At 40.5% G+C, this 13761-nt stretch carries 9 protein-coding genes; 7 read left to right on the top strand and 2 right to left on the bottom strand.

The annotated features are described in order from the left end of the window. Positions 1–11 precede the first annotated feature (11 nt). Genes IPJ16_01360 through IPJ16_01350 form a run of 3 tightly spaced genes read left to right on the top strand, consistent with a single transcriptional unit; the run spans position 12 to position 3489 of the window. Entirely contained in the window at positions 12–1595 is a 1584-nt protein-coding gene (locus IPJ16_01360) for a F0F1 ATP synthase subunit alpha (GenBank protein ID MBK7625842.1), read from the top strand. Between the two features lie 29 nt (positions 1596–1624). Next, positions 1625–2509, top strand: coding sequence for an ATP synthase F1 subunit gamma (atpG, locus tag IPJ16_01355; GenBank protein MBK7625841.1), 885 nt, complete (start codon positions 1625–1627; stop codon positions 2507–2509). 5 nt (positions 2510–2514) lie between these two features. After that, positions 2515–3489, top strand: a complete 975-nt coding sequence (locus IPJ16_01350; protein ID MBK7625840.1) for a polyprenyl synthetase family protein — start codon at positions 2515–2517, stop codon at positions 3487–3489. 1 nt (position 3490) lies between these two features. Here the strand turns inward: IPJ16_01350 and IPJ16_01345 are convergent, their stop codons facing one another. Beyond that, positions 3491–4069 carry an outer membrane beta-barrel protein gene (locus tag IPJ16_01345; GenBank protein MBK7625839.1) on the bottom strand — a complete coding sequence of 193 codons (579 nt, stop codon included), beginning with the start codon at positions 4067–4069 and terminating at the stop codon, positions 3491–3493. Positions 4070–4223: 154 nt separating this feature from the next. Between IPJ16_01345 and IPJ16_01340 the strand changes: the two genes are divergently transcribed. From IPJ16_01340 to IPJ16_01330, 3 genes are read left to right on the top strand one after another with little or no spacing between them, the layout of a single operon-like run. Next, a complete protein-coding gene (locus IPJ16_01340; GenBank protein MBK7625838.1) occupies positions 4224–5732 on the top strand; it encodes a F0F1 ATP synthase subunit beta in 1509 nt (502 codons plus the stop codon). Between the two features lie 12 nt (positions 5733–5744). Beyond that, positions 5745–5990, top strand: a complete 246-nt coding sequence (gene atpC, locus IPJ16_01335) for an ATP synthase F1 subunit epsilon (GenBank protein ID MBK7625837.1) — start codon at positions 5745–5747, stop codon at positions 5988–5990. A 10-nt stretch (positions 5991–6000) separates the two neighbouring features. Then, positions 6001–7419, top strand: a complete 1419-nt coding sequence (locus tag IPJ16_01330; GenBank protein MBK7625836.1) for an aminotransferase class I/II-fold pyridoxal phosphate-dependent enzyme — start codon at positions 6001–6003, stop codon at positions 7417–7419. A 4-nt stretch (positions 7420–7423) separates the two neighbouring features. Here IPJ16_01330 and IPJ16_01325 read toward each other — a convergent pair whose 3' ends face one another. Continuing rightward, on the bottom strand, positions 7424–10321 hold the full coding sequence (locus IPJ16_01325; GenBank protein MBK7625835.1) for a hypothetical protein: 2898 nt from the start codon (positions 10319–10321) through the stop codon (positions 7424–7426). Positions 10322–10451: 130 nt separating this feature from the next. Between IPJ16_01325 and IPJ16_01320 the strand changes: the two genes are divergently transcribed. Further along, on the top strand, positions 10452–13664 hold the full coding sequence (locus IPJ16_01320) for a DUF2723 domain-containing protein (protein ID MBK7625834.1): 3213 nt from the start codon (positions 10452–10454) through the stop codon (positions 13662–13664). The last annotated feature ends 97 nt before the right edge of the window (positions 13665–13761 follow it).

Here is a 13761-nt window from a genome sequence, read left to right as displayed (position 1 = left end):
GATAACATAATATGGCAAATATTAAACCAGCAGAAGTTTCAAAGATTCTCAAACAGCAACTCGAAGGGATACAGACCGGTGTTGAACTTGAGGAAGTAGGAACCGTGCTTCAGGTTGGTGACGGGATAGCCCGTATTTACGGACTTTCAAATGTTCAGTCGAATGAGCTGATTGTATTTGAAAATGGAATTGAAGCTATTGTTCTGAACCTGGAGGAAGACAATATAGGAGCTGTATTGCTCGGACCGACCGAAGAGGTAAATGAAGGCGATATAGTAAAAAGAACGGGTAGAATTGCATCACTGGGTGTAGGTGAAGGATTGCTTGGAAGGGTTATCAGTCCTACAGGCCAGCCTCTCGATGGAAAAGGTCCGATAACCGGAGAATTATATAATCTTCCGTTTGAAAGAAAAGCCCCCGGGGTTATTTTCCGTCAGCCGGTCAGGCAGCCTCTGCAGACCGGAATCAAGGCAATCGATGCAATGATACCGATCGGACGCGGACAGCGTGAATTGATTATCGGCGACAGGCAGACCGGAAAGACAGCTATTGCCATAGATACTATTATCAATCAGAAAAGTAATTTCGAAAAAGGAAAGCCTGTATATTGCATTTATGTAGCTATCGGTCAGAAGGGTTCAACAGTTGCAAATATTGCTGCAACTCTAGAGGAACACGGAGCTCTTCAGTATACTGTTATTGTACTTGCTACGGCTTCTGATCCTGCCGCATCGCAGTTCTATGCACCTTTCGCAGGAGCCGCTATTGGTGAATTTTTCCGCGATACAGGCCGCGATGCTTTGATCATTTACGATGACCTTTCAAAACAGGCTGTTTCATACAGGGAGGTCTCCCTCCTGCTTCGTCGTCCACCTGGACGTGAAGCATATCCCGGCGACGTATTCTATTTGCACTCCAGACTTCTGGAAAGAGCTGCTAAAATCATTGAATCAGACGAGGTTGCACAAAAAATGAATGACCTTCCTGAATCTATAAGACATATGGTTAAAGGAGGAGGATCATTAACAGCACTTCCTATAATTGAAACACAGGCCGGTGACGTTTCTGCCTATATTCCTACCAATGTTATTTCTATAACAGACGGTCAGATCTTTCTCGAATCAAGCCTCTTTAACTCTGGTGTAAGACCGGCTATCAACGTTGGTATTTCAGTGTCGAGGGTGGGTGGTAACGCTCAGATCAAATCGATGAAGAAAATAGCCGGTACACTTAAGGTTGACCAGGCCCAGTATCGTGAACTTGAAGCATTTTCCAAATTTGGTTCCGATCTGGATGCAACAACACTGGCTATTCTTAATAAAGGTGCCAAAAACGTTCAGATTCTTAAACAGCCACAGTATGCACCAATGACTGTTGAAAATCAGGTTGCAATAATTTATTGCGGAACAATGGGTTTGTTAAAGAATGTTCCCACAAGTAAGGTTAAAAACTTTGAAAGTGAATTTCTCGAGTTTATGGAACTTAAACACCGCGATGTGCTTGACAGTCTTCGGGATGGGATCCTTAACAATGATATCACAAAAACCCTCGAGAAAGTTGCAACAGAATTAGCAATGAAATATCAGGCAGATTAAGACTTCGGGGTTGAATAAATGAACTTTAAATGGCGAATTTAAAAGCAATAAGGATTAGGATAACCTCTGTCAAATCAACGCGACAGATTACTTCAGCCATGAAAATGGTTTCTGCTGCAAAGTTGAGAAAAGCACAGGATAAAATAGTACGGCTTCGTCCATATGCAAACAAATTATACGAGATTCTTGTAGGACTCAATCAGAGTCTGGCAGACTCTGAGATTGAAAACGTATATGGGAGACAATCCAGTCCTGAAAAAGTGCTAATTGTTGTAATCACCTCAAACCGCGGTCTTTGCGGAGCATTTAATACGAATGTTATAAAAGAGACACGAAGAATCATTACCGAAAAATACTCAGAACAATACAAGAACAATAATGTATGGCTTCTGCCAATCGGTAAGAAGGGATACGACTTCTTCAGAAAGCTTAAAATTAACATGCTTCAGGATCAGAATAATCTACTTCACGATCTTACATTTGATAACGTTGCCGGTGTTGCAGAACAGGTAATGAAGAGTTTTACCCTGAAGGAATTTGACAGAATAGAACTCGTGTATAACCAGTTTAAAAATGCAGCAGTTCAGATCCTTACAAATGAACAATTTCTCCCGGTAAGTACAATTACGGAAGGAAAAACAGCTCTGGCTCCGACAGATTACATATATGAACCAACCCAGGAGGAAATAGTTAAGGAACTTATTCCGAAATCCCTTAAAATTCAGTTCTATAAAGCGATACTTAATTCTTTTGTAGCGGAACATGGAGCCAGAATGACATCAATGCACAAGGCAACTGACAATGCAACAAGCATGATTAGGGATCTTACCCTGCAGTACAACAAAGCAAGACAGGCGACAATAACAAACCAGATACTTGAAGTTGTAAGTGGTGCTGAGGCTCTGAGAGGATAACGATAATGTATAATCAGGCTGAACTAAAAGACTTAGTCGAAAAGGCTATCTTAAATCTTTCGTACAACACGGAGGCAGAAAAACTAATAGACCCTGTTAAATATATTCTTTCAATTGGCGGAAAACGTCTTAGGCCGGTTCTTGCCCTGATGGCTTGTAACCTGTACAATGACAAAATCGATGAGGCTGTTATGCCAGCTACAGGAATAGAGGTCTTCCATAATTTTACACTGGTACATGATGATATTATGGATCAGGCTCCTGTAAGAAGAAATTTCCCGACAGTTCATACCAAATGGAATATTAATCAGGCTGTTCTTTCAGGTGATGTGATGGCCTTTATAGCAAATGACTGTTTCCTGCAGGCCCCTTTGCACTGTATGGCTAAAGTCTTCAGGATCTTTAACAAAGCAGCTGTAGAAGTATGTGTCGGACAGCAGCTTGATATCGATTTTGAAAAAGCAACGATAGTTTCGCAGAATGAGTATATCCGGATGATAGAACTGAAAACTTCAGTTTTGCTGGCTGCAGCCGTCAGGATTGGTGCTGTAATCGGTGGCGCAGGGGATAAGGATTCAGATCTGCTTTATGAGTTTGGAAGAAACCTTGGACTGGCATTCCAGATACAGGATGATCTTCTTGACGCGTATGGAGATACCCGGGTTTTTGGGAAAGTGGCCGGCGGGGATATCATTTCAAATAAGAAGACATTTTTGCTGGTAAAAGCGCTAGAGATTGCATCAGGAAAAGAATTGAAAGAACTTAAGACACTATATTCACTTAAAGAATTCAATCCTGAGGAGAAAGTGAAGGAGGTAGTTACCATATATGATCATCTAAATATAAGATCTGTAACAGAAGAGCTGGCAAATGAGTATATAAACACAGCTTTTGGACTACTTGATAGAGTAAGTGTTGAAAGTGAAAGAAAAAAAGAGCTGGCACAACTGGCCAGCTCGCTTATCGGAAGAGATAAATAATCTATAGTTCGGAATTTTCGTTTTTCTTCATCCAGTCAATATTAAGAAGCACACCTACATTCAGCATAAACTGATTGTATTTGTTGTTGAAGACATATTTCGCTTCACCGTAAATATCCATCGTTTCGGTCATTTTCATATATGTTCCTATACCAATGTTAAGCCCCAGAGCATTATCTGACTCAGTATAATCCACGGAAGATTCATAATCATTCTTTTTCTTTGCTAATAATATATCAAGTCCTGCAATTCCGTAGAACTCATATTTGTCAAGAGAATTGAATACATAATGACCATTAATATCAAACATCATTGAAGAGACCTTAACTTTTTCTACCTGAAATTTTGTAATATTTGGATAGAAAAAAGTAAAAGATGGGGAGATATGAAGGGGGACACTTATCTCATATATTCCCTTAAATGAAACAGCCATAATACCGCTCCTGTTTTCAGGATAATCCATCTGATGAAAAGGGAATCCGCTGCTCAGAGCCAATCCTCCTCCAACTTTAGTGAACTGTGCATTCACAGTGGAGAGAACAGATAAAATAAGTACTAATGTCAGAACAAGCTTTTTCATATTTTACTTTTTTAAATAGTTATAAATAGTTTCTCTGGGTTATGCTGATAAAGATAGAAAAATAGAATAATTATTTCAATTATTAGTTATTGCTGATACTCATAAATTATTAAATTTGTATCTTCTGTAAAACTTTAATAAATAATAAATTCATATGTCACAGAATACCGGGAAAATCAGCCAGATCATCGGACCAGTGGTTGATGTCACTTTTGAGAAACAGGGTTATGAAATGCCAGATATCTTTGATGCTCTTGAAATTAAGAGAGACGACGGCACTGTTCTTGTTGTAGAATGTCAGCAGCATATCGGTGAGAGAACCGTTAGGACAATTGCTATGGACTCAACAGACGGTCTGCGCAGAGGTATGGATGTAATTGCTACCGGGCTCCCAATAACAATGCCGATCGGTGAACAGATCAGAGGCAGGCTTATGAATGTTACCGGTGAAGCAATCGACGGTATCGGAACTCTTGATAAAACAGGAGGTTACCCTATTCACAGAAAACCTCCTAAATATGATGACCTTTCTACTGAAAAAGAAATTTTGTTTACCGGTATCAAAGTAATTGACCTTATCGAGCCTTATTCAAAGGGTGGTAAAATTGGTCTGTTCGGCGGTGCAGGTGTTGGTAAGACAGTTGTTATCCTTGAACTCATCAATAATATTGCAAAAGCATACTCCGGACTTTCTGTGTTTGCAGGAGTAGGTGAAAGAACAAGGGAGGGAAACGACCTTCTGCGTGAGATGCTTGAGGCAGGTGTTATAAACTATGGTAAGGATTTTCTTGAAAACATGAAATCGGGGGGATGGGATCTCTCAACAGTTGATAAAGATGCTCTCAAAGAATCAAAGCTTGCACTGGTATTCGGACAGATGAATGAGCCTCCCGGAGCAAGAGCACGAGTAGCTCTTTCTGGTCTTTCCGTTGCTGAACATTTCAGGGATGGAGACGGGAAAAGTGGTGGAAGAGACATCCTGTTCTTTATGGATAACATATTCAGGTTTACACAGGCTGGTTCTGAGGTCTCTGCACTTCTTGGAAGGATGCCTTCAGCAGTTGGTTATCAGCCTACTCTGGCCACTGAGATGGGTATGATGCAGGAACGTATTACTTCAACAAAGAACGGATCAATAACATCAGTTCAGGCTGTTTATGTACCTGCTGATGACCTTACCGACCCGGCACCTGCTACAACATTTGCCCACCTCGATGCAACTACTGTATTAAGCCGGAAAATTTCAGAACTTGGTATTTATCCGGCTGTTGATCCGCTCGATTCAACATCGAGGATCCTGACTGCCGAAATAGTCGGTGAAGCCCATTATAACTGCGCTCAGCGTGTTAAAGAGCTATTACAGAGATATAACGAACTTCAGGATATTATTGCAATCCTAGGTATGGACGAACTTTCGGAAGACGACAAGCTTGTTGTTCACCGTGCAAGAAGGGTTCAGAGATTCCTTTCACAGCCATTCACTGTTGCTGAATCATTTACAGGTATAAAGGGAGCACTTGTCTCTATTGAAGATACAATAAAGGGATTCAACATGATCATGGATGGAAAGGTTGACCAGTATCCTGAGTCTGCATTTATGCTTGTTGGTACGATCGAAGATGCTATTGAAAAGGGCGAAAAGATCCTTGCCCAATCAAAATAAAAATATTTTCTGATGAAAATAGAGATTATCACACCTGATAAAAAAGTATACGAAGGCGATATTAAATCTGTAAGAGTCCCCGGTAAGAAGGGATCCTTTCAGGTTCTGAAAGATCACGCACCGATTATTTCCACCCTTGAGCAGGGCATAGTAACAATGGTTGAAACGGAAGGTGAAGAAAAGGTTTTTGAAATCAGCAGTGGTGTGATTGAAGTTAAAGCCAACAAGATAATCCTGTTGGCCGATTCTGTGAAATAAGCTCTACAGAATGAATCCTGATGAATTTCGGAAACATGCCCATGAACTTGTCGACTGGATGGCAGGTTATATGGAAAATGTGGAAAAATATCCTGTAAAATCATCAGTTACCCCGGGAGATATATTTAACAAAATTCCTGACACTCCTCCATCTGAATCAGAACCCTTCAGTGCTCTGATGAAGGACTTTGAGGAGATAATTATGCCGGGTATAACTCACTGGCAGAATCCCAGTTTCTTTGCGTATTTTCCAGCTAACACAAGTCCTCCTTCAGTTCTTGCGGAGATGCTTGTATCTGCACTCGGAGCACAGTGTATGATATGGGAAACATCTCCTGCTGCTGCTGAACTGGAAGAGAAGATGATGATCTGGCTCAGGAATATGATTTGCCTGCCTGAAGGATTTGAAGGTGTAATACAGGATTCAGCCTCAACGGCTACCCTGGCTGCGATACTCACTGCCCGTGAGAAAGTTACAGAATTTTCTGTTAATGCGGAAGGTGCTGAAAGTGCTGGAATCCTTAGAGTCTATTGCTCAGATCAGACTCACTCTTCAGTGGAAAAGGCTGTTAAAATAAGTGGAATTGGCAGAAAAAACCTTATTAAGGTCCCTGTAAGAGATGACTTTTCAATGAATACTGAAAAGCTGGAGGAAGCAATAACGGAAGATATCAAGCGGGGTTTTGTTCCATGTTGTGTAGTAGCAACTCTCGGTACAACCGGAACGACAGCTATAGACCCATTAAGGGCAGTAGGAGAGATTTGCAGCAAGAATAGTGTCTGGCTTCATGTTGATGCCGCAATGGCCGGCACGGCCCTTATCTTGCCCGAGTTTCAATGGATGCTCGACGGGAAAGAATATATCGACAGTTTTGTATTTAATCCGCATAAATGGATGTTTACGAACTTCGATTGTACAGCATATTTTGTAAAGGATGCAGGTACTCTTATCCGGACTTTCGAGGTTCTCCCCGAGTATCTCAAGACCAGGACACGTGGAAAAGTAAACGACTATCGTGATTGGGGAGTACCTCTGGGCAGGAGGTTCCGGGCACTGAAGCTGTGGAGTGTAATCAGGAGCTATGGAACAGATGGCCTTAAGGAGAAAGTACGCTGCCATATAGATATTGCCTCAAAGTTAGCAAGGATGATCTCAGAAGAGACAGATTTTGAGATTCTTGCACCGGTGGTTATAAGCGTTGTCTGTTTCAGATACAGGCCGGCCGGTTATAGTAATGAACAACTGAACAAGATAAATGAGAAGCTGAATCATCTTCTGAATGATTCCGGGAAACTCTATCTCAGCCATACAGTTTTAAACGGGAAATACACTCTCAGAATGGTAACCGCACAAACAAATGTAACTATTGAGCATGTCGAAAGGGCATGGATTAATATCAAATCCACTGCAAGGGGCTTATCAAAATAGGTGATTATAAGTTTCTCTTTCCGAGCGTCATTCCGAAAAGATCCATATTAAATAAAATCTCAAATACAGGTTTCTGTTTTATATCCTTCCAGGCTGTCTGTACACCTCCGGAGATCATATAAGGGATTCTCAGTATGTGAAAATCTGCAAGCAACTCAAAGCCAAACGATTTGAAGGTTTCATTGTAGTTGTGATAGTAGCTGGTTGCCATCCCTGAGGGATCCTTGGCTAAAAAATAGTTCCCTGTTCCGGAGGCATAATCATAGAAAAGACTTGTTCTAATCCTTTTTAAATAGAGGATACTGGAAATGTTAAAATCGGGATAAGCCAGAGGTATTACATAATCGGCAGAAAGAAATTCAATGTCTTTTGAAATGATATTCCTGTATCCTCGGGGCAGAGATGCCCTGTTACTATACAGGTATTTTCCAACTTCCTGTTTCTCTTTTTCAAGTCTTATTTTTATGCCGTTATCAGGTAATAATCCGGGGAAAAAGAAGGATGTTTTCAGAGATATACTTGTTCCATAAATTCTCCTGTCGAATGGTGCATAGGAGTAATTCAGATCAATTGTCTGTGCCCATTTTGGATATATGTTACGGAGAGCTGAGCGGGTGTAATTCGAAAAATATACCCTGCCGGAAAAGATGGTCTGACCATAGTCATACGTTCCTCCGTCAATATCTTTAAGAAACACATATCTGTTATGGTATTCTGATGTAAATGACGGACGAAGATACTCTGTGAATCTTCCGGATGAAAAGCGAAATGGGAAGGAAACGGCATTCGAGAATCTTATGCCAGGCTGAATATCTGAGGGATCACCAACAGTTTCTCCCACTTTATAGATCTGGGGATCATCGCCATAGTCGAGTTGAGATTCAATAACGGGATACCAGCCACTCCATGTTACCCTTGAGTGTATAACATGATTCTTTTCCTGTGAGTACTCATATCCGATTGTTGAAGTCAGGGTACTTAAAGTATTTTGTGTCAATAATGTAATTCCTGGTCTCAGGGAGGTCGGATCTGTCTTTATCTCTTCCAGATCGGCGTAAAACGGCATCCAGCTGTGAAATCTGAAAAGATGCTGCCACTTTCTGTACGGTACAGGATTATAATCACTTGTCTCTGCCGGAATTAATTCTTCAGATTTAGTGTTTACACGGTTAATCAGAAATGACGTAGAGCTAATATTCTGTGGCTCATCATAATCTGATAATGCGGAAATGCACACGGAGTTTCCGTCAGATGAATAATCACTGAAGATTATCCTGTTGTTATCCAATGTAAGGTCGCTTACCCCGAATCTTGATCTTGTAATACCGGTTTTCTTTTTATCAGGTGTTATGAGAAAGACGTTGTCAGTCCCTGATTGTGAGGTAATGTAATAAAGGGAGTCGTTTCTGAGCTGTGATGACTGGATATCTTCGTTTCCGGATTCCAGAAGAGTTTTCCAGGAGTTTTCTGCCGGAGAATATGAAAAAATTCCTTCACCACTCTCTGTTAAATAAATAACAGTAATTTCCCTGCCACCTCCAGACCACTGTGGTCGCTGTAGATAGAGGTTTTGAGGAGACGGGATATTTTTAAGAATATTTCCTGTCTCAGATTCTATCAGAACAAGGTTATTAATGTTTGAAATTGTGTTTTCAACAGCACAGATTGTTTTTCCGTCGGGAGATATTGCGGCGGAAAGATATCTTGTCTTTCGGGATAGTTTTCTGGTCATATTATTTCGAAGATCAAGGATTTTAATAACAGAATAATCCCTGTTCTCCCATCTGGTATCCGCCTCTGTTTCAACCCATACAATCTTCCCATTCCCGTACGAAATATACCACGGATACATCTGTCCTGGTATATGTAGTCTTTTTTCTGTCTTTTCAGATGGCTTTATAAGGACGAATACCGGAGGATCCGAAAGAGATGTTTTAATTGATATAATACTATCCTTTCCTGCAAAAACAGGTGAATAGTAGTTTATGTATCTTCCTTTTTTATCAGGATTCATCGTCTCATAAACTCTAGTATCTCCTTCCGCTGAATCTTCAGTCCAGATACTCCTGAGGGAATCAAATGCTTCCCGGTAAAGTCTCTTTTTTGTCAGTCCTGCACTCTTGTTGAGGCTTATGTTTACAGGAACTATTGAGAATGGCTGTTCTGCCGTAAATTTCAGGACCCTGTTCCAGATCTGAGGATCATATTTCGCCAGCGACCATGTTACCATCTGATAACCATACTGGTAATGATCAGGCACAAAGTTACGATATGAACCATTCAGGCTTTTGTCGTAACTGTAATAGCCGTTTTTTTCTACTGTGAGTGCTTTAAGCTGTTTCTGAAATGAGGGACTTCTCCCTCTCCCTGAGCCTGTAAGATATGTTTCTGCAAAAACAGCATCTCCCTCAAGGAACCAGAGAGGAAGAAGAGAGGCAACAATACCGGTGAACTGTTCTCCCATTGGAATTGTCATTAATCTTGAAAATCCACTGTTTAATGCTTCCATCTGGAAAACATGTGTGAGTTCATGTACCGCAAGTTGCCTATTCGGATCGAGAGGGATTGTATTTTGCTCGGGAGTAGGATAGATCTCCATTCTTTTGGGAGCCCAGGCAACATAACCATTTGAACGGGTGGAATAATTATGAATGACTACAGGAATTCTGAATTTTTTTTCAGGAAAGAGAGTTACTAATTTTGAATAAGCCTCGTCAAGCGATTTAGCAAAAGCCCGTCCTCCTGCATCATATTTTTCAGGATAAATAACTGTAAACCTGCCTGTTTTTATCTGCATCCATTTCAGAGATGCCGGATCCTGTCCGGTTTCGTAAAACTGGGCAGAGACAATACAGGTAGAGAAGAATAATGATAGAATTATTAAACAAAGAGATGATCTCATTTATCAAACAAATATTGGTCAAAAGTAGTAAAATAAGTGAGCTGTAAACCGTTGACGGTAGTTTGAAAAAAATAAGTAATTTCGTCAGCTGATCTTATATTTGATTTTCCGGGAAACACAAACAGATAAAATGAAGAATTACAGGCTCATAAATAACATTTCAGGATGGGTAGTTTTTGCTGTTGCAGCTGTTACTTACCTTATGACACTGGAACCCACTGCTAGTCTCTGGGATTGCGGGGAATTCATTGCTTCCGCATTTAAACTTGAAGTCGGACATCCTCCCGGGAACCCGGTATTTATGGTTATGGCTCGTTTCTTTACTCTTTTTGCCGGAGGTGATGTATCAAAAGTTGCTGTAATGGTGAACGCTATGTCAGCTCTTGTAAGTGCATTTACAATTCTGTTTTTGTTCTGGACAATTACACATCTTGCTAGAAAAATCCTGCTTAATGACGAAAGTAAATTCAGTCAGGGCCGGTTAATTGCAGTTATGGCTGCAGGTTTTGTCGGTTCACTGGCTTATACCTTTTCCGATTCTTTCTGGTTTTCTGCAGTTGAAGGAGAAGTGTATGCAACATCCTCATTATTTACTGCTTGTGTATTCTGGGCTATCCTGAAATGGGAAGATGTGGCTGATGAGCAGTACGCCGACCGCTGGCTGATCCTTATAGCATTTCTTATGGGTCTGTCGATAGGTGTTCACCTTCTTAACCTTCTGGCCCTGCCTGCTATTGTACTCGTCTATTATTTCAAAAAGTTTGAGTTTTCATGGAAAGGATTTCTCTTTTCTTTGTCAACTTCTGTTGCTCTTCTGGCACTTCTGATGTATGGGATCATGCCCGGAGTTGTAATTATCTCATCAAAATTTGATCTGTTTTTTGTAAATACACTGGGACTTCCTGTTAACAGCGGAATGGCATTTCATATTATTTTGCTGGCTGCTCTTTTTATACTTTCGGTCAGGTTCTCCTTTACTTCAAATAACACAACCAAAAATGCCCTCTTTGCCATTGCCGCTCTGTTTTTTGTTGGTATTTGGATAATTTCCGGCTCTGCCATACTTAATATTCTGGTTCTTGTTTCAGTATCGGGACTTATCTGGTATATCGCGGGAAAGAGCAGAACAATACTCAATACCTCAATGACCGCTATAATGGTTATAATGATCGGTTATTCGTCAAATGCAATTATCGTCATCAGATCAACAGCTGATACTCCTCTTAATGAAAATAATCCTTCAAATCCATTCAACCTGCTCTATTTTCTTAACAGGGAGCAGTATGGGCAGAGGCCGCTTTTTCACGGGGCATATTATAATGCACCTGTTACTGATTATAAAGATGGTAAACCCAAATATGCACTTGAAAAAGGAAAATATATAATTACCGGAAAAAATCTTGAAAGGATTTATGATCCGCGTTTCATGACCCTGTTTCCAAGGATGTGGAGCGACCAGGAAGATCATATCAGCGTATATGAACAATGGGGAGAGGTGAAAGGAACTCCTCTTCAGACAACTGACCAGGCAGGCGAGAAAAAAGTAATAAGACGTCCGACTTTCGGAGAGAATCTGAGGTTTATGTTTTCCTATCAGTTTGGGTATATGTACTTCAGGTATTTCATGTGGAACTTTTCAGGAAAGCAGAACGACACTCAGGGAACAGGTGGTGCTGTTAACGGCAACTGGATTACAGGAATTAAATTCCTGGATGAACCAAGACTTGGAACAGCAGATCTTCCTGCAGAACAGAAAAACGATACTTCACGGAACAAGTATTTCCTCCTTCCTTTCCTGCTTGGATTAGCAGGTATGTTTTATCACCTCAACCGCGACAACAGAAACTGGGGAATAATCGGTATCCTCTTCATAATGACAGGAATAGCAATTGTGATTTATCTGAACCAGTATCCGAACCAGCCAAGAGAAAGAGATTATGCCTATACAGGATCTTTCTACTTCTTTTCTGTATGGATAGGGCTTGGAGTACTTGCTTTATTCGATTTATTTTCAAAAGTTGTCAGCGAGAAAATTGCAGCACCGGTTGCCGGAGTGCTCTGTTTTGTGGCTGTACCTTTGGTTATGGGCTCAGAGAACTGGGATGATCATGACCGTTCGGGACGTTATCTGGCAAGAGATGTTGCAAAAAACTATCTTAATTCGTGTGCTCCTAACGCTATTCTGTTTACAAACGGCGATAACGACACCTTCCCGTTATGGTATGCACAGGAAGTTGAAGGAACCAGAACCGATATACGTGTTTGCAACCTGATGCTGCTTAACACAGACTGGTATATAAACCAGATGAAAAACAAAGTATATGAATCTGCTCCTCTTCCTGTTACACTGCCTGTAAAAAAATATTATGACGGTATTAACAACCAGGTTTTTATTGTGGAAAAAACAAAAGACCCTGTTGACATTTCAACTGTGATCGAGTGGATAAAAAGTGATAATAAGGGCACTAAAGTTCAGGTTTCGACTACTGAAATGCTCGATGTTGTGCCTACAAAAATAATCAGGATCCCTGTTGATGCAGCAAAAGTTATCGCCTCCGGAACAGTTAAGCCTGAGGATGCCGACAAAATTGTTCCATACATCGATATCAAACTGAAGGGGAATTCAATTTTGAAAAGTCAGCTCATTGTCCTTGACATACTTGCACACAATAAATGGGAACGCCCGATTTATTTTGTAACGGGATATCACAATGATGCTTTTGGCCTTGAGGAATATTTTCAGCTTGAAGGACTTGCTTTCAGACTTGTTCCTATTAAATCGCAAAATAAGAACTGGCTTGAATATGGAAGGATAGATGCCGATATTTTGTATGAGAATATGATTAAGAAATTTGCCTGGGGCGGTGCAAATGATCCCAAGGTAAATATTGACTATAACCATAAGCGTACAATAATTGTTATCAAAGCAAGGCTTAATCATGCCAGACTGGCAAAGGAACTTGTTGCTGAGGGAAAGAATGAGAAAGCAATAGAGGTTCTTGATTATTGTATGAATGCACTGCCGCTTGAGAAGGTTTCATATGATCCTTATGTGGCAGATATTATTGAAGCCTATTTTGCTGCAGGAGCAACCGAAAAAGCTGTCGCTATGACGAACGATTTTAGTAAGTATTATTTTGAACAGCTTGACTATTATCTTAAACAGAGGCCATACATTATCAATTCAGCCGAGTTTGAAATACAAACAGCTATCCAGTACACATCAAGGGTTGCAAATGCATGCGAGGCATATGGTAAGAACGAACTGGGTCAGGAGATAACATCAAAACTTGAAGGATATTATGCCGACTATGTGAAGATGGTGCAGCCTTCCGGAAATTAGAAGTCGAAATCCATTAACCACAAAGCACACAAAGGATACTCAAAGTACACAAAGTATTTTTTTTATTCGATAGTCCCTATTAAGAATAATCCTTTGT

The sequence above is a fragment of the Bacteroidales bacterium genome (assembly GCA_016709865.1).
Classification (GTDB): Bacteria; Bacteroidota; Bacteroidia; order Bacteroidales; family VadinHA17; genus LD21.
This window is presented reverse-complemented; position numbering and strand designations above follow the sequence as displayed.